The organism is Clostridium sulfidigenes (assembly GCF_052067195.1).
GTDB classification, from domain to species: Bacteria; Bacillota; Clostridia; order Clostridiales; family Clostridiaceae; genus Clostridium_J; species Clostridium_J sulfidigenes.
In genome coordinates, this window is record NZ_JBQHQR010000010.1 from 23,178 (window position 1) to 41,366 (window position 18,189).

An 18,189-nucleotide genomic window follows, 5' to 3' on the forward strand; every position below is an offset into this window, starting at 1 on the left:
CATGAATCTTCACTAATGTGAAGTGGAAAAGCATAATGAATTTTCAATTAATTAATGGTCACCTTTACATAAATAACCTATATAATAAACAATTTGAAAATAAAATTTGTTTTGAAATTATGTCTTAAAGCCTATAAATACTTAAATTATGGGGTGTATAAATTAAAATTAAAATATTTATAAAGTCGATTCAATTGCAAGAAAAAAAATTTTTCAAGCATTATGAAAAGATGCCAAGACATATCTCTATACTATTTTGGGATAACAGTTCTATAATTATTCACTGAAAATAAAATTTTAATTGAGAATACAGATTTTACTGAAGTTAGAGTTATTGGATTTTTACTAGAATATGTGTATTATGTAAATAGTAAATATAAAAGTGAAGTTACTGTAAAAATTAGTGGCAAGAGAAAATTTCTAAGGAGTTCAAAGTGTTATAGAATAGGATTATTTTGCATGAGTATTTGGAGGTAGAAGTATGGGAAATGTTATATATAGAAAATTAGAATTAGAGGAATGTGAGTATATAAACAAAATGAATCCATCTCAATATATAGGAAAAGCATGGAGAGATGTGGATGGTAAACGTAAATTAGTGGAAATAAATTACCGAGATTGTGATTGGCCAAACGGCTATGAATACCATCTCAGAAATTTGAAAAAAACTATCTTAAGTGGTGGAAGTGCCATTGCTGCTTTTGATGATAATAATAAATTACTGGGGTTTTCAACAATTAATCGTGAATTTTTTGGTGAAAAATTTAATTATGTTTTATTAGATCAACTTTTCATAACCTTAGAATGTAGAAATAAAGGAATAGGAAAAAATTTATTCATACTTTCTGCAAATGTTGCAAGAGAGTGGAAAGCAGATAAAATTTATATTTGTGCAGGTTCTGCTGAAGAAACAATTGCTTTTTATTTTTCAATAGGCTGTAAAGAAGCAGAGGAAATAAATAAAGAACTATATGAAAATGACCCAAGAGATTACCAATTAGAGTTTTCATTATAAAAATAACACATATATAAACCAATAAAGGATTAACTAACTAACCAATAAAAGTATAACTTTGAAAATTAAGATAAATAACTATTGAAACAGTTTATATTAAATGATAATATTTAAATGTTATAATTTAAATTGGATTAAAATACAAGGGAAACTGTGAAGTACATATTTAGCTTGGGCATCTTATATGTATGGAGTTAGTGATGCAACCGACCCTATATTCATAATTTTTATGAATATAGGGTTTTAATTTTATAATGGATGAATTATTCCATAACTAAACATAGGAGGTATATTAAAATGAATATTTTAATTATTGATGATTCTACTTTTTCTCAAAAAATAATAGGTAACTTAATTGTAAAATATTTAGATGACGTAAACACTTATTTTGCAAAGGATGGAGAGGAAGGATTAGAAAAATACAAAAGTATTAAACCTGATTACACATTTGTAGATTTATTAATGCCTAAATTAAATGGAGGAGAATTAATAAAATTAATAAATGAATATGATTCTAATGCAAAAATAATTGTAGTTTCAGCAGATGTTCAAAAAAGTATAAAGGAAGAAATAGATTCATATGGTGTAATAGAATTTATAAACAAGCCCTTTACTGAAGAAAAAGCAAAATCTATATGTGAGATAATAAGGAATGTTCAAAATGAAGAATAATGTAGAAAGAGAAGATATATTAAAAGAGTTATTTAATATAAGTGTAGGTAAATCAGCGAGTATATTGTCTGAAATAATAAATAAAAAAATATTATTAAATGTACCAAATTTGAAAATCTTAGATTTGAACGAAAAAGCAATAGTAATAGATGATTATCTTCCGCAAGTAATGCAAGGAACTATTATGGTATCCTCTATAGCATTTGAAGATGAACTTAGAGGAAAGGCAAGCTTAATATTCCCAGCGGATAAAATGAGAACATTTATAAACCTATGTTTAAATGAAAATGATGAAAATCAACTATGTAATATGAATTTTACTGATATAGATTTTGATATTATAAAGGAAATTGGAAATATAATATTAAATTCAATAATTGGCGAAATAGGAAATTATCTAAAATTAAAATTAAATTATACTTTACCAGAAGTTAACGTATTTAATAAAGTGGATTTTGAAAAAAATATAAAGAACAAAGAGTACGAGCATATTTTGATGCTATATATAACCTTTAAAATAGACGATTCGGAAATAGCGGGTGCTATAATAATTAATCTTACTTTAAGTTCATTAAGTCAATTATTAAATAAAGTAGGAATGATAGAAGATGATTTCTGTGGATAGAATTTTATATGATATATTAGATAATATAAACGAAGGAATAATCATATTAGACGAAGATTTTAAAATTTTATTTTGGAATAATCATATGGAATGTTTAACCCATATTAGTGAGGAAAAAGTAAAAAATAGTTGTATATATGATGTTATTCCTAGTCTAAATAAAGGTTATTTTAAAGATACAATAAATCGTATAATCAATGATGGAAGAAAAATGTTTTTTTCGGCAGCTATGCATAAAGATTTGCTAAGTAATAATAAAAATTTAAATTTAAAGATAAGTAGAATAGAAAAAGATAATTTGAATTTTATACTTATTGAATTTATTGATGTGACTAATCAATTTTTACGTATTGATCAACTAAAAAAATATGTGAATGAATTATATATTTTAAATAAAGAATTAAAGGAAAAGGAAAAAACTATTAATAAATTAGCTTATTATGATGGACTGACAGGTTTAGCGAATAGAACATTGTTTTATAAAATGGCAGATGAATTTTATAATAATGCTAAAAGAAATAATAGTCTTTTAGGACTTATGTTTATAGATGTTGATAAATTCAAATATATAAATGATACATATGGACATAAAAAAGGAGATGAGGTTCTCATTCATGTAGCTAAAATACTAAAAGAATCTACTAGAAATGGGGATATAGTTGCTAGGTTTGGTGGTGATGAATTCTTAATATTACTACCTTTTATAAAAAGTTACCATGAATGTGAAGCTGTAGCCTCCAGAATTACTAATCTTACTGAAGCTATATATTGTAAAGAAGAGCAAATAAAAATATCTTTAAGCATAGGTATTAGTATATTACCCAATGAGGTTAATGATATTGATGAACTAATATTAGAAGCAGATAGGGCAATGTATAAAGCTAAAAAAACAGGTGGAAATGGATATCATTTATTTAAATAATAGTAAAAACAAGGATGCTATGTAAAAATTACAAGTATCCTTGTTTTATGTAGCTTAGCTTAGGATTTATTTTTTTCCATAAATGCAGGAATACTTTCTGCAAAAAATCTCACAAAGGTGTTTTTGAATTCTTGATCTTCCTGTTTTAAAACCCCTAGGGAATATTGCATTGCAACACCATCTAGAGCTGCTATTAAAATAGTAGCAAGACTTTTTTTGCAGTTTTTATTTTCGATACCAAATGCGTAAAAGTACATATCTGCTACCTTATTTATTATTTCATTATAATCTTGTTTAAGGCTTTCACTAAGAGAGCCACCTTTAGATAATACGTAGCCTATTAATAAAACTAAAAGGCGTTGCTCATTAACCTTAGACATACGTTCTCTAACTTTATTACTAATTTCATTTAACATATTTTCAGTGCTTTTAAGATTACTACTTTCATCTTTTTCAGAAAGTTTTTGAGCAAAGTACATAGCTTCCTTTACTGCGTGGTAGAATAGCTCGTCCTTGTTCTTAAAATGATGATATATTGCACCAGTAGTAAGCCCAGCAGCTGAGGCTATTTGACGCATACTTGTTTCTTCAAAGCCATTTTCTATAAATACACTAATTGCAGCATCTAAAATATGTTGCTTTCTTTCATTAGGTTCATTAGCGTTCATTTTATTCACCCCATTTAAAAATAGTATATCATATTTTTACAACATCATGATTCACATATTATAGGACCATTATATTAAAGACATAATAGTCTGCATTTTCATAACATATTTATTATTTCGAATGTTAATTCATTGACAAAGGTAGGTGCGTATTATATTATAAACATAACAACTGTTATGTTATATTGTGGAACGGTTGGTAATAATATATTGTAACCTACTTCAATAAAGTAACCTAAATTAAATATGAAATGGGGGAGAGTTTACATGGAGGCATTTAAAGTTTTAGAAATTAAGCAAAGTGTTTTTGACAACAATGATCATCAGGCTGAGCTACTTAGAGAAGAATTGAAAAAAGATGGGGTCTTTTTATTAAATCTTATGTCATCACCTGGTTCAGGGAAAACAACAACTGTTTTAAGAACAATTGAAGCTCTGCAAAATGAAATGAACATTGGTATTTTAGAAGCTGATATTGATTCAGACGTGGATGCACACAAGGTTTCACAGACTGGAGTTAAAGTAATTCAACTGCATACAGGAGGAATGTGTCATCTTGATGCTGATATGACTAGACAAGGTTTAAAAGGTCTTGGAACAGATAACATTGATTTTGCAATATTAGAGAATGTTGGGAACTTAGTGTGTCCTGCAGAATTTGACACTGGTGCATCAAAAAATGCTATGATTCTAAGCATACCAGAAGGAGATGACAAGCCTTTAAAATATCCTTTAATGTTTTCAATAGTTGATGTTTTATTAGTGAACAAAATAGATGCAGCGGACTATTTTGAATTTGATATGGAGGCAGTAAAAGAGAGGGTAAAAAAACTGAATCCAAATATTAAAGTTATCCCAATTTCAGCTAAAACTGGAGAGGGGATTGGAGAATGGGCTGACTGGATACGTGGACAAATAAATAATTGGAAAAATAAATAACTTTAAATAATTCATAACATTAAAAGTATTATAAACTTACTTTAAAATATTTTGACTATATAATAATCAGTTTCTTTCGGTTACTTTTGTTTTAATAACTTAATAAAACCTAAAAGTGCTGATTATTTTAATATAGTTAATATTAATAATGAGTCTTGCCATCTTTGCAATTCATTGTAAACACTGGTGTTTATAGTTTTGTTTATGATGACATATAATTATTTTGGGGAGGGATAATATATGGTCAAGGAAAAGGTACTTGATCTTGCAAATCACATCAGTAATAAGAAGCGTGGCTCGAAAAATGAAATCAAAGCTACAGATCCCGAGTATATGATTCTTGAACCTGTTGTTTCAGAAGAAATGGCAGAAGTTGTACTTTGTATGGAAATACGTAAAAAGGTTACTGCTAAAGATGTTGCTCCTTTATGTGGCAAATCTGTAGAGAAAACAACAGAACTTTTATTAGAATTAGCAGATGCAGGGGTTTGTTTTGTAAATGAAATTGATGGAGTAGATACATTTTGGTATGAGACCTGGGTTCCAGGTATCATGGAAATGATGGTTAACAATAAGGAGAATGTTAAAAAGTATCCTCAGATTCCTAGGGCTTTTGAAGCCTATGGAAGAGTAAGGGGACCTAAGACAGCAGGAAGTTTTCCTGTAGGAGTAGGTCTTATGCGTGTTATACCTATAGAACATGCCATTGAAGGTGAAACTAGAAGAGCATCCTATGAGGAAGTTTCTAAGTATCTTAATGATAATGATATATTTTCAGTTGCTGATTGTTCATGCCGTACAGCAAGAGAAGCTATGGGAGAAGGCTGTGGTCACCTCAAGGAAGACATGTGCATTCAGATGGGGCATGCTGCAGAATACTATATACGTACGAAGAGAGGTAGACAGATTACTCGTGAAGAAGCCTTTGAAATTATTAAGAGAGCAGAAGAAAACGGTTTAATGCATCAAATACCTAACTTAGATGGTTCTGGTAAAACTCATGCTATTTGTAATTGCTGTGGATGTTCTTGTCTGGCTTTAAGAACTGCTAGTATGTTTATTAACGCTGATATGGTACGTTCAAATTATGTTTCTAAAGTGGACAAAGAGAAATGTGTTGCCTGTGGAGAGTGCGTTCAAAATTGTCCTGTTAATGCACTACAATTGGGGCAAAAATTATGTTCCAAAACACCAGTAACTACTGAGATAAAGAGAATTGATACTCCACGAGATACTGAGTGGGGTCCAGATAAATGGAATCCTGAATATAGAACCAATAGAAAAGATGTAGTTGATACAGGTACAAGTCCTTGTAAAACCAATTGTCCAGCTCATATTGCAGTTCAAGGTTATATTAAACTTGCTTCTCAAGGAAGATATAGAGAAGCTCTTGAACTTATCAAACAAGAAAATCCGTTTCCTGCAGTATGCGGACGTATTTGCCCAAGAAAGTGTGAAACAGATTGTACTAGGGGAGATATTGACGATCCAGTTGCTATTGATGAAATCAAAAAATTTATTGCTGAACAAGATTTAAATACTGATCATAGATATGTGCCTAAACGTAAGCACGAGTACGGTAAAAAAATTGCTGTTGTGGGAGCAGGGCCTTCAGGTCTTAGCTGTGCATACTACTTAGCCATTGATGGGTATAAAGTAACTGTGTTTGAAAAAGAAAAGGTTCTTGGTGGAATGTTAACTTTAGGAATACCTTCATTCAGGCTTGAAAAGAATGTAATAAATGCTGAAATTGACATACTGAAAGAATTAGGCGTTGAATTCAAGATTGGCGTTGAGGTTGGAAGAGATATAAGTCTTAATGAATTAAGGAATCAAGGGTTTAAAGCCTTCTATATTGCAATTGGTGCGTGTATGGGAAGGAACCTTGGCATTGAAGGTGAAGATGTAGAAAATGTTATAACCGGTATAGATTTTATGAGAGATGTTAACTTGGGTAAGGAGTTAAAACTTGAAGGCAATGTAATCGTAATCGGTGGTGGTAACGTTGCTATAGATGTTGCGAGAACAGCTACTAGAATTGGAAATACACAAATTAAAATGTACTGTTTGGAAAGTCGTGAACAAATGCCTGCACTTCCAGAGGAAATTGAGGAAGCATTATCAGAGAATATTGAAATTAATAATTCTTGGGGACCAAAGAGAGTAATTGTTGAAAATGGTCGTGCTACAGGAGTAGAATTCAAGAAATGTATTTCTGTATTTGATAAAAGTGGAAGATTTAGTCCATCTTATGATGAAAATAACACTATCATAGTTAAGGCTGATACTGTACTGCTTTCAATAGGTCAGGGAATGAATTGGGGAGAACTTTTATCAGATAGCAAAATTGAACTAAATAGAAATAATACTATTAAAGCAGATCCATTTACATTACAGACAGGTGAGCCTGATGTTTTTGCTGGTGGTGATGCATTAACAGGACCTAAGTTTGCAATAGATGCTATTGCTTTAGGTAAGGAAGGTGCAACTTCAATTCATCGTTATGTTCAACCAGGACAAAGTTTGATTATTGGTCGAGATAGAAAAGAATATCATGCATTAGATAAGAAAAATATAGAACTTAAAGGATATGATAGTACTCCTAGACAAAGTGTAGGTCATGTAGATGGAAGCAAATCAAGGAAAACATTTAAAGATTTACGTGAAACATTTACTGAAGACCAGATAAAAAGGGAAACAGAACGTTGTCTTAGCTGTGGTGCAACGGTTGTAGATGAATTCCTGTGTGTAGGATGTGGTCAATGTACCACTAAATGTAAGTTTGATGCTATTTCCCTTGTAAGAAAATATGATGGTGAGGGTGTAGCCTATGAGGATCTAAAACCTGTAGTTATAAAGCAAATTCTTAAACGTAAAGTGAAAATTACAACTAAAAAAGTAAAGAAACTTTTTAAATAAATTAGTTAACTATAAAAGATTTTATAAAGTAATTTTAAATTTAAATAGGGGTAGAGGGTGAATAAAATGTTTGAATTTAATTATGTTGAAGGAGCAACAATGTTTTCTGCATGGGGAATGTGGTTTGTAGTTTTTGCAGGTTTGTTTTTATTCAATGAGTTTTCTAGAAGACAGAAGTGGGCAGGATTTTTTAGTTTTGTTATTTTGCCAATTATTTTAACAGTTGTTTGGATGACTGTTTTAAAGGATGTTACCTATACTGACTGGTTCCATCTAGCTAAAGTTTATTCTGCAACAGCAGGATGTATTGGATTTTGGTGTATTCGTCATATTGAGAAAAAGGATAAAATTACTGGTGAGGTTGTTTGGAGACTAGCTGATAATAAAATTGCACTATGCTTTCCACCGTTGATTCTAGCTATTAACATTATAGAAGCAGTGGCAAGAGATATTGAAGTTGGATCCATTTATTGGATGATAAATTCAGGAGCTATTGAAGGTGAAGTAGTAGGTGTAATGGGTGGTCCTTGGAATTATATGAATGCAGCGGCTGGTATACTAAATATCATTGCTATAACTGGTTGGTTTGGAATAGTAATTAGAAAACAAACTAGAAAGGACAAAAGTAAGGATATGCTATGGCCTGATATGCTTTGGTTCTGGATTATTGCATATGATTTATGGAATTTTGTATATACTTATAATTGCATACCTACTCATTCTTGGTACGCAGGCTTAGCATTACTTATTGCGCCAACTCTATGTGCATTTACTGTTGGAAAAGGTGCTTGGCTACAGCATAGAGCTCAGACCTTAGCTATATGGTGCATGTTTGCTCAAACTTTTCCAAATTTCCAGGATACAGGAATGTTTGTAGTTAAATCGACTTACAATACTACTATTTATACAATTTTAGGAGCTATAGCTCTTGCAAGTAATATAGCTGTATTTGTTTATATGATATATAAAATAAGGAAAACTAAGAGAAATCCATACAAGGGAGAACTTTATACTGATCTTGATGAGTTTAAAGAAATTAAAATGATGATGTAAAGCGATATATTATGATTATAGAAGGCAAAAAAATAGGCCTATAGGCCTATTTTTGCTATCTAGAACTACTAAGATAACACAATATACAATAATTAAGTTCTAATACGTATCTATTAATTGAAAATAATAGACTATACACTTATTGGTTATTGCTGTTTACAAATTTAGATACTAAATAAATTATTATTGCTGATATAATAGCTATGCCAGCAAATAAAAATCCTATTGGTATAAGAAAGAATGGTTCAGATAGAGTTCCATCTGGCAAGACTTCGGAACCAACTACATTAAATATCGTAAAACACGCTATACTAGCTACTACTAAAAGAATACTAAATAAATATTTTTTCATTTTTAAATTTCCTCCTATAAATTTTTGTACTTCAGATTAATTTTTTATTTGCAATTAAGTACTTTATAAATTCTGTACCTTTTAATATCATTTTATACTTGGAAAATAGAAATGTCAATAAATATTTATTGATTTACAATAAATATTTATTATTAATACAACCTAGTTGGTGTTGAAAGGGTTGCGTTTCGATTTACAACTGAGGAGATAAATTAGATGGTTTTAAATGCTTGACTTTGGGGAGCATTTTATTTTGTAGAGGAGTGGATATTATGCATATGGCTGATGCTTTGATTTCACCAGTGGTGGGAGGAACTATGTTGGCTGCTACTACTGGAATTACAGCTTATTCAATTAAAAAAATACAGAATGATATGGATGAAAAGAAAATTCCCTTAATGGGGGTAATGGGAGCATTTGTTTTTGCTGCACAAATGATTAATTTTTCAATCCCTGGTACTGGTTCTAGTGGACACATTGGAGGAGGAATACTACTTGCAATATTATTAGGGCCCTATGCGGGATTCTTAACTATGGCTTCTATTTTGTTAATTCAAGCACTGTTCTTTGGAGATGGTGGGTTACTTGCCTATGGTTGCAATGTATTTAATCTTGGATTTTATACTTGTTTTATAGCATATCCTTTAATTTATAAATGGTTTACACGTAAAGGGATTACTACTAAGAAGATCTTTAGCGCCTCAATGGCATCTACTATAGTTGGTCTTCAAATAGGAGCTTTTAGCGTTGTACTTCAGACTCTTATGTCCGGAAAGACTGAATTGCCTTTTGGAACCTTTTTATTGTTAATGCAACCAATACATCTAGCAATCGGAGTAGCAGAAGGGTTTGTTACATCAGCAATTGTTACTTTTGTATGGAAGGCTAGACCAGAAATTCTAGAAAAGGCAGCTAAAGGAGAAGCTCTTGGTAATATATCTATGAAAAAGATACTTACTAGCCTGGTAATTGGAGTAGTTTTAGTTGGTGGAGCGCTTTCTTGGTTTGCCTCTTCAAATCCTGATGGATTGGAATGGGCTATGGAAAAAACTTCAGGAACAGCAGAATTTGAAACACCAGATGGAATTCATAATATATTATCAGAAATACAAAGTAAGATAGCTTTTTTGCCTGATTACAGTTTTAAGGCAAAGGAAGATGAAAGTGAAGAAGAAACAGCTGTAGAAGTTGAAGAGCAATGGCCTGCAGTTAGTGCTGGAACAAGTGTTTCAGGTATTGTTGGTGGAGTATTGACACTTGCACTGGCAGCATTCACAGGATTTGTTATCAGCTTAGTTAAAAAAAGAAAAGAAAAGTTTAATAATAAAAATAAGCTAGGTGGTAATGAAACCACCAGTAAAATTCTGCAATAAGGATTTGATTTTACATGGCAAAAGTAATAAATTCTCTTTATAATATGAGACTTCTAGATGATTTAGCAGGGAAAGAAACCACAATACATAGGCTTCATCCCATTACAAAGTTATTAACTACAATTGTTTATCTAACTGTAGTTGTATCATTTGGAAGATACGAAATTAGTAGTCTTTTGTCTTTTATTTTCTATCCTGTGGTTATTTTTGTGTTAGCAGAGTTGCCAGTTGTTCCAATCCTTAAAAGACTATTACTTGTAGAGCCTTTTATTATTGGAATTGGTATATTAAACCCCTTATTTAATCATCATACAATGGCTCTAGGAGGTATTGTTATTTCAAGAGGATGGGTAATATTTTTATCTATTTTTATAAAATGTGGGTTAACGGTGACTGTTAGTATTTTATTAATTGCAACTACAGGGATGGATAAATTGGCTGTAGCATTGCGTATGCTGAAAGTTCCTAAAATCTTTGTATTACAGTTATTATTAACATATAGATATATATCTGTGCTTATAGAAGAGGTTTCTAGAATGATGAGAGCATATTTCCTTAGGGCGCCTGGACAAAAGGGCATACATAGAAATGTTTGGGGTTCTTTTGCAGGACAGTTGATACTTAGGACATTTGATAGGGCACAGAGGGTGTATCAATCTATGAATATGAGAGGCTTTACAGGAGAGTATAATACAGGACATATTGAAAAATTAAGCTTTAGTGATTTTGCGTATTTAACAGGTTGGAGCATATTTTTCATTTTAGCAAGAATTTATAATATACCTATGCTTATAGGTTCATTAATTACGGGGGTGATTAAATAGATGAGTTGTCACAAACTTGAGGTAAGGAACTTATATTTTTCCTATCCTGATGGACATGTAGCAGTAAAAAATATATCATTCACAATCCATCACGGTGAATCTGTGGGAATTATTGGTGCCAATGGTGCAGGAAAGTCTACAATATTGATGCTTTTGATGGGAGTTCTCTTTCCAAATAACGGAGAGGTGGTCATAGGAGATGTGAATGTAACAAAAAAAACATTACCCTTGATACGCCAGAGATTAGGAATGGTTTTTCAAGACCCTGATGATCAGTTGTTTATGGCAACTGTATATGATGATGTGGCCTTTGGACCACGAAATTATAACTTTGATGAAAAAGAAGTTGAAATCAAAGTTACAAAGGCTTTAGAGTTAGTAGGAATATCTCACTTGAAAGATAGAGCACCCTTTAAATTATCAGGTGGAGAAAAGCGAGCTGCTGCAATTGCATCAGTTCTATCAATGGAACCAGATGTATTAGTTATGGATGAGCCAACAGCAGCTTTAGATCCTAAATCAAGACGAAGATTAATCAATTTATTAAAAGGCTTTCAGCATACAAAGATAATAACTAGTCATGATTTAGATATGGTATTTGATACTTGTAAAAGAATTATTGTGATAAAAGAGGGTGAAATTGCTGCAGATGGAAACACAGTAGATATTTTAAGTAACGCGGATTTACTAAATGATTGTGGATTAGAAATACCTCTTTCACTTCAAAATTGCCCAATCTGTGGAGCTTCAAAAAAATCATTTATTGAGGAAGGTTTTTCTACATAGATGCAGAATAGTAAATAGAGACAAAGATTTACTTGTAGGAGGTAAATGAAATGGCAGAAACACAAGGTATATTAACATGGACACTAGTATCTGAATGTCCAATTCCAAATGATGTTAGTGATTTATTGGTTGAAGGAGAGGTAGCGATTGCTGCTTATAAAACATTCCGAGATAGTGCAATTTTTACTAATAAAAGACTAATTGTAAGAGATGCACAAGGGCTTACTGGCAAGAAAGTAGAGGTGTATTCTTTACCGTATTCTTCTATTAACATGTGGTCTACTGAAAATGCAGGGAAGCTTTTTGATCTTAGTGCAGAAGTTGAATTATGGACTAGAGCAGGTCAAATCAAAGTAAATCTACAAAAGGGAGTAGATATCCGTAAATTGGATATGTTAATAGCCAACGCACTTTTAAAATGATAATCATAGACATATGTAAAGTGAATAAGTTTTAAATTTTATTTAGTGATTTATTCCATATCATAGGTTGCAGTGATACAATTCTGATATTTAATAAATAGCCGTTACTTATGTTTTTAAGTAGCGGCTTTAACTTTTATAACCTTACTTTGAGATTCGTCATCCATAAACTAGATTGTATCCTGTGTTGCATTCTTATGGGAATTAATGTAAAATAGTATTAGGGGGTGATTAGATGGAAGAAGACATGAAGTTGAAATCAACACCAATACAAAGGAATGAATATGATGTTGCCATTGAATTAACTAATTTATACTTTTCATATCGAACAGATTCACCAGAAGTTGAAGAAATTCAACAGGTTTATGCTAGATTTTATGCTGTAGTTTGTGGAATGGATGTTAAATTTAGAAATGGTATACCTGTAAACAAGATTGAAGAATTATTACCAGAAGCATTAAAAGAAAAATAAGTTTATTGAAGAACTCTCATTTTGAGGGTTCTTTTTTAAAGTATTTTTTAATAGAGTAGCATTTTAATGAAAAAATAGTGATTTAATCATTTAAATATGTAGAATTATTATGTATAATGTAGCTAAATGGAATAGAATTTTATATAAAAACAAAGGAGGAAGGTGATTATTATTAGGAATAAAAGAATTTGTATTTTCATTGTAATTATGACTGTAATGATGCTTTGTTTAACTACTTATAGCGAAAATATAATAATGGCTAAGTCTAAAGATGATGAATTAATTAGTAATAAAATTAAAGCGCCTTTTTATCCATGGGATAATGAATTACCCAATATAGAAACACCAGAGGGATTTCAATGGAGAGAATTTCAAGGTACTACCCTTAATTTTGTGGTAGAAAATAATATAAATGCTAATATTCTTTCTAGGGAGTGTAGAAATTTTACTGAGAAAACTGGTATTAGAGTAAACATTAGACCAATGGATTATAGTACAATGATAAATAAGATAAATAACGATTTTATATCTGAAAGAGGAAAATTTCAACTTGTTTATGTAGATCCATATCAAACTCTTAACAGGTTTCATAATAATCTAGAGGATTTAAATTTATATAATAATGATCCTAGAATGCCTCATATACCAGGTGGTATGGAGGATTTCTTTGATGATCAGGTAAATATTTTATCTTACTTTGGTGATAAAACTAAGTTATGTGCCATACCTTTTGATACTACAACTATGATTTTCTTCTATAGAAAGGATATTTTCGAAAAGTATAGAGAACAGTTTATGGCTGAAAATGGATTTGATTGGACTCCAGGACAGAATACTTTTACTTGGGAAAGGTATTGCATTGTTTCAAAATGGATTGATGAAAATGTTCCAGATGAAGAAGTTAAATATGGGAGTGCACAAATGGCTCAATTACATAATTCAGTATATTGCGATTTTTCTAATGTACTTGAATCCTATGGAGGGGATTATTTTGATGATCCCCATGTTAATACATTAGGAGTAGAAAAACCCAAAATGGTTTCAGTTAAAAATCATAACCTTGAAGATGGATTAAGTATGTACAAGCAGATGGTAGAAGTGGGTGCACCAGATAGTATTAATTGGAATTGGACGGATACTGCAGAGGCTTTTAAAAATGGTGAAATTGCAATGATGGCAAACTGGGATGAAAATGGAGCTGTAGTAGAAAATCCTAATTTATCTAAAGTGGCAGGTAAGGTTGGTTATAGTATCTTGCCCTATGGAAATGTGAGAAGTGCCAATATATATGGAGGAGCAGGAATAGGAATTAATAGTAATGCTTCAGAAATTGAAAAGAAGGCTGCCTGGTTATTTATAGTTTGGGCAACTGCACCTCAGACTCAAAGTATGGTTTTATGGGAACCAGAAGGTGGAAGCATGCCGCCGAGAAAATCTGTATATAATAGCAAGGATGTACAAGATATTATAGAAAATGTAAAAAGTAATACAAATGAAATAAGTAATTTAAACCACTTACCTGCACTACTAGAGGTCTGGAAAGAGGATAATGTATATTTTAGATCTAAGATTAGTAATTTCTATTTTGTAGAGCAAATAATTATTAATAATGTAAGAGATATGGTTAAGAATGATTTAGATCCTAAGGTAGTAGCAAATAAAATTTTAAAAGAGTTGAGTTTGCTACAATGAAGAGCGGGGATAAAATGAGAACTTCATGGATTAGAAAGAGCTTTAGAAATAAATTGCTAGTTATTTTTATTCTATTAATATTTATACCTATTGGATTTATATATATTATTTACAACAATGTAATGAAATCAATTATTACTACAAAGTATAGTGAATCTGCAAAACAATCTGTATATGAGGCAGGAAGCAATATTGATTTTATAATTGATAGCATTGCTGACCTGTCAGACATGGTTGTTACCAATAGAGATTTTATTGAAAGCTTGAAAAGCTCATCAACTGAAAGTCATGAGGAATTAAATAATATACTGAGAAATTTTTGTACTACAAATGAAGAGGTGGAAAGTATATACCTTACAACTAAACATAATATTTATAATGTAGGGGCTAGCAAAACCTATGTTAAACAGGGAATTGATATTAATGATATCGATAAGACTCATGGTGAGTTAGTTTGGTTTGATACAATTCCTGTTAGAGTTAAGATATTGTCGGGAGAAATTCCTAAGAACTATTTTTCTTTAGGAAGAAAGATAATAGACTTAAATAGCTTAAAGGATATGGGAACAATATTTATTGATGTAGATGAAACCATATTAGAGGATTCTTATAAAAGTCTAATTACAGAGGAGAATAGTGAATTATTTATTTGTAATGAAAAGGGTCAAATAATTAGCCATCCTAATAAAGAAATTATAGGAAAAAATATAGAAGAAAAAAATTATGCAAAAGAAGTTCTATCAGCTAAAATAGATATGGGTTCAATAGAGTTTACTGATGATAATGTTGAAAAGGTATGTATATACTCTAATATTACATCAACAGATTGGAAGATTGTAAAGATAGTAACTAAAGAGTATCTATACAAAGAAATTACAAATATGCAACGATATATGTTAATAGGTGTAATAATTTATGTAGTTATAACTATAATAATTTGTTTATTCTTTTCGTCTCAAATTTCAAAACCCATGGTGAGTATGAGAAATATGATGAAGAAGGCTGAAGATGGGGATTTACATGTGCGCATAAATATAGATAGAATTGACGAGTTAGGGGAACTTGGAAACAGCTTTAATAATATGATAGGGAAGATGAATGAAGTTGTTGATAAGTTAGTAGAAGAAGAAAGAATAAAAAAAGAGTTAGAACTTGAGACATTGCATGCTCAGATTAATCCACACTTCCTGTATAATACACTAAATACTATAAAATGGATGGCAAAGATACAAGGGGATAAATCTGTAAGTAATGCAGTAACTTCACTGATAAAACTTCTAAGGGTAAGTATAAACTTAGGAAAGGAAATGATTACCCTAGAAGACGAGATCGATTACGTTAAGAATTATATTAAAATACAAAATCTAAGATTCAATGAAAAAGTTAACATTATTTATAATATTCATGAACACTGCCTTAATTGCTCAATACCGAAATTAATTTTACAGCCCATTGTAGAGAATTCTTTGATATATGGAATTAGGGAAGATGAAGAAGAGGAACCATTGGAAATATCTATAAAGGCATGTATAGAAGGTAAAAACTTAATTATTCTTGTAGAAGATAATGGACCTGGTATCAGTGAAGAGGATTTAGAAAAAATCTTTACTAAAGAAAAGGATGTAAATAAATTTAGTAAAGTTGGATTGAACAATGTTAATGAAAGAATAAAGCTTTATTGTGGTGAAGAATATGGAATTAAGATAGGAAATAGAAGTGAAATAGGTACCTATGTTAAGGTGACCATTCCTAGGAGTATAATGAGGAAAACTACTGGTGAATTTTTAGTAGATAAAGAGGGTGATGAAAGTTTATAAGGTTTTAATTGTAGATGATGAGGTTCTTGTAAGAGTAGGATTAAAATCCACAATAGATTGGAATAGCATAGGCTTTACAGTTATAGGTGAGGCTCCAAATGGTGAAAAGGCCTATGAGATGTATAAGCTATATAACCCAGATGTTATTATAACAGATATAAAAATGCCTAAGAAGGATGGTTTATGGTTAACTGAAGAAGTAAGAAAAGAAGATAGCTCAACTCAAATACTGGTATTAACCTGCTATGATGATTTTACAAATGTAAGACAAGCTCTAAAATGTGGAGCTAATAATTATATTCTTAAATCAGAGGTAGAGGATGAGGAACTTATAAGTACCATGCTAGAGGTAAAAAGAAATTTAGATAATATGGATAAGGATGCACTAGGTAAGGATAAGGCTAGTGAAACCTTAATGAAGACTAAAAATCAGCTTATAGAATATCTTATAGATGGTTCAAATTCCTTTGATGAAGTAGATTTTGAGGGGTTTAAACAGATAGACTTTAATATTTATGAAGGAAAATATTCTATTTTAGGTTTCTTCCCTGAAGCTAATGATATTATTGTTTCCATTAAAGAAAGAGAAAATGAAAATGTGAAAAATGCTATGATAGAGCTTATAACGTGGATATTTTCTAAAGAAAAAATACAATGTCTTTTGAAGGAACAGGAGGATGGACTTATATATTTTATATCCAAGGAAGATATTAAATATGGTGAAGTACAAGAGGTAATTGAATATATAAAGACCACTGTAATGCAATATTTTAATATTAAGCTAGATGTAATATATACACCTATGTTTAGTGAGCTTAGAGAATTTCCAAATTATTTTAAGGAATATATAGAAAGAACAAAAGATATATTCTATTTGCCTTTGGGTTCTGTAGTAGAAACTAGAGAAAATAAAGAATTGAAGGATATAAATATGCTGAAGTTCGAAAAACAATCTAAGAGTATTCTTATAAACTTTATAGAAGAAGGAAATCTAGAGGGTGGAAAAAGTCATATAGAGAGTATAGAGAAGAAAATAAATGGTTGTAAAATATCAGAGTTAACATGTAAGCTTATGTATTGTAATATTATTGTTAGTATATTAGAAAAGTATGAAGAATATTTTCAAGGTAATGATTATGATACCTTATATCAGGGGTATTACAATAAAATTATGGATTCTACAAGAATTATGTTTATATCAAAACTAATGAGTAAATTTTTAGAGGAGATATGTCAGTTAGTTCTAAGAATAAGGGATGATCAGAATTCTAAATATATTATAAATAAAGTTGTGGAGTACATTGAAAAAAATTATTCAAGTAAAGTTACCCTAGAAGATATCTCTACTCATATTAATCTATCTAAACAATACCTATCATTTTTATTTAAAAAAGAGACAGGAATAAATATTTCTTCTTATATTATTAATCTACGTATAGAAAAAGCGAAGGAAATGATTAATAAAGGTGAAGACAGTATGAAAGTTATCTATCAAAGGGTCGGATTTACAGATCAACAGTATTTTTATAAGACTTTTAAAAAAGTAACAGGATTAACTGTAGGTCAATATAAAGATACCATACAAAAATAGATAAAGTGTAGCACATTAATACTATTTAACTATGTTAAGTAGTATTT

General features: G+C 30.5%; 17 protein-coding genes and 1 riboswitch. Of the genes, 15 read left to right on the forward strand and 2 right to left on the reverse strand.

Annotated elements, in window-relative coordinates; all coding sequences use genetic code 11:
* The first annotated feature begins 481 nt into the window (after positions 1-481).
* The 4 genes from ACTNBA_RS12265 to ACTNBA_RS12280 all read left to right on the forward strand — a co-directional run bounded on the left by ACTNBA_RS12265 (position 482) and on the right by ACTNBA_RS12280 (position 3,234).
* Positions 482-1,015, forward strand: a complete 534-nt coding sequence (locus ACTNBA_RS12265; protein ID WP_441074403.1) for a GNAT family N-acetyltransferase — start codon at positions 482-484, stop codon at positions 1,013-1,015.
* Positions 1,016-1,152: 137 nt separating this feature from the next.
* Positions 1,153-1,235, forward strand: a riboswitch (cyclic di-GMP riboswitch).
* A 77-nt stretch (positions 1,236-1,312) separates the two neighbouring features.
* Positions 1,313-1,687, forward strand: coding sequence for a response regulator (locus ACTNBA_RS12270; protein WP_441074405.1), 375 nt, complete (start codon positions 1,313-1,315; stop codon positions 1,685-1,687).
* Positions 1,677-2,312 (forward strand): chemotaxis protein CheC, encoded by a 636-nt coding sequence (locus ACTNBA_RS12275; RefSeq protein WP_441074407.1) that lies wholly within the window; start codon positions 1,677-1,679, stop codon positions 2,310-2,312. Before ACTNBA_RS12270 ends, ACTNBA_RS12275 begins: the two co-directional genes overlap by 11 nt.
* Positions 2,305-3,234, forward strand: coding sequence for a diguanylate cyclase domain-containing protein (locus ACTNBA_RS12280; protein ID WP_441074409.1), 930 nt, complete (start codon positions 2,305-2,307; stop codon positions 3,232-3,234). The genes ACTNBA_RS12275 and ACTNBA_RS12280 overlap by 8 nt, the downstream gene beginning before the upstream one ends.
* Positions 3,235-3,293: 59 nt before the next feature.
* Here the strand turns inward: ACTNBA_RS12280 and ACTNBA_RS12285 are convergent, their stop codons facing one another.
* Entirely contained in the window at positions 3,294-3,902 is a 609-nt protein-coding gene (locus ACTNBA_RS12285) for a TetR/AcrR family transcriptional regulator (protein ID WP_441074411.1), read from the reverse strand.
* A 267-nt stretch (positions 3,903-4,169) separates the two neighbouring features.
* Between ACTNBA_RS12285 and hypB the strand changes: the two genes are divergently transcribed.
* The 3 genes from hypB (at position 4,170) to ACTNBA_RS12300 (ending at position 8,813) form a co-directional block, all read left to right on the forward strand.
* On the forward strand, positions 4,170-4,841 hold the full coding sequence (gene hypB / locus ACTNBA_RS12290) for a hydrogenase nickel incorporation protein HypB (protein WP_441074538.1): 672 nt from the start codon (positions 4,170-4,172) through the stop codon (positions 4,839-4,841).
* 240 nt (positions 4,842-5,081) lie between these two features.
* Positions 5,082-7,760 (forward strand): FAD-dependent oxidoreductase, encoded by a 2,679-nt coding sequence (locus tag ACTNBA_RS12295; protein WP_441074413.1) that lies wholly within the window; start codon positions 5,082-5,084, stop codon positions 7,758-7,760.
* A gap of 66 nt (positions 7,761-7,826) precedes the next feature.
* On the forward strand, positions 7,827-8,813 hold the full coding sequence (locus tag ACTNBA_RS12300; protein ID WP_441074415.1) for a DUF5692 family protein: 987 nt from the start codon (positions 7,827-7,829) through the stop codon (positions 8,811-8,813).
* Between the two features lie 139 nt (positions 8,814-8,952).
* On the opposite strand, the gene ACTNBA_RS12305 is transcribed toward ACTNBA_RS12300, so the two are convergent.
* Positions 8,953-9,165 carry a DUF3955 domain-containing protein gene (locus tag ACTNBA_RS12305; protein ID WP_441074417.1) on the reverse strand — a complete coding sequence of 71 codons (213 nt, stop codon included), beginning with the start codon at positions 9,163-9,165 and terminating at the stop codon, positions 8,953-8,955.
* A gap of 272 nt (positions 9,166-9,437) precedes the next feature.
* On the opposite strand from ACTNBA_RS12305, the gene ACTNBA_RS12310 reads away from it, so the two are divergent.
* From ACTNBA_RS12310 to ACTNBA_RS12345, 8 genes are all read left to right on the forward strand, one after another.
* On the forward strand, positions 9,438-10,538 hold the full coding sequence (locus tag ACTNBA_RS12310; RefSeq protein WP_441074418.1) for an energy-coupling factor ABC transporter permease: 1,101 nt from the start codon (positions 9,438-9,440) through the stop codon (positions 10,536-10,538).
* 14 nt (positions 10,539-10,552) lie between these two features.
* Positions 10,553-11,362 (forward strand): cobalt ECF transporter T component CbiQ, encoded by an 810-nt coding sequence (cbiQ, locus tag ACTNBA_RS12315; protein WP_441074419.1) that lies wholly within the window; start codon positions 10,553-10,555, stop codon positions 11,360-11,362.
* A complete protein-coding gene (locus ACTNBA_RS12320) occupies positions 11,363-12,148 on the forward strand; it encodes an energy-coupling factor ABC transporter ATP-binding protein (RefSeq protein WP_441074420.1) in 786 nt (261 codons plus the stop codon).
* A 50-nt stretch (positions 12,149-12,198) separates the two neighbouring features.
* Positions 12,199-12,570 (forward strand): PH domain-containing protein, encoded by a 372-nt coding sequence (locus ACTNBA_RS12325; protein ID WP_441074422.1) that lies wholly within the window; start codon positions 12,199-12,201, stop codon positions 12,568-12,570.
* Positions 12,571-12,805: 235 nt separating this feature from the next.
* On the forward strand, positions 12,806-13,042 hold the full coding sequence (locus ACTNBA_RS12330) for a hypothetical protein (RefSeq protein WP_346846414.1): 237 nt from the start codon (positions 12,806-12,808) through the stop codon (positions 13,040-13,042).
* A 162-nt stretch (positions 13,043-13,204) separates the two neighbouring features.
* Positions 13,205-14,734, forward strand: coding sequence for an ABC transporter substrate-binding protein (locus ACTNBA_RS12335; RefSeq protein WP_441074424.1), 1,530 nt, complete (start codon positions 13,205-13,207; stop codon positions 14,732-14,734).
* A complete protein-coding gene (locus tag ACTNBA_RS12340) occupies positions 14,731-16,551 on the forward strand; it encodes a sensor histidine kinase (protein ID WP_441074425.1) in 1,821 nt (606 codons plus the stop codon). The genes ACTNBA_RS12335 and ACTNBA_RS12340 overlap by 4 nt, the downstream gene beginning before the upstream one ends.
* Complete coding sequence (locus tag ACTNBA_RS12345; protein ID WP_441074426.1) at positions 16,538-18,142, forward strand: response regulator transcription factor; 1,605 nt, start codon at positions 16,538-16,540, stop codon at positions 18,140-18,142. Before ACTNBA_RS12340 ends, ACTNBA_RS12345 begins: the two co-directional genes overlap by 14 nt.
* The last annotated feature ends 47 nt before the right edge of the window (positions 18,143-18,189 follow it).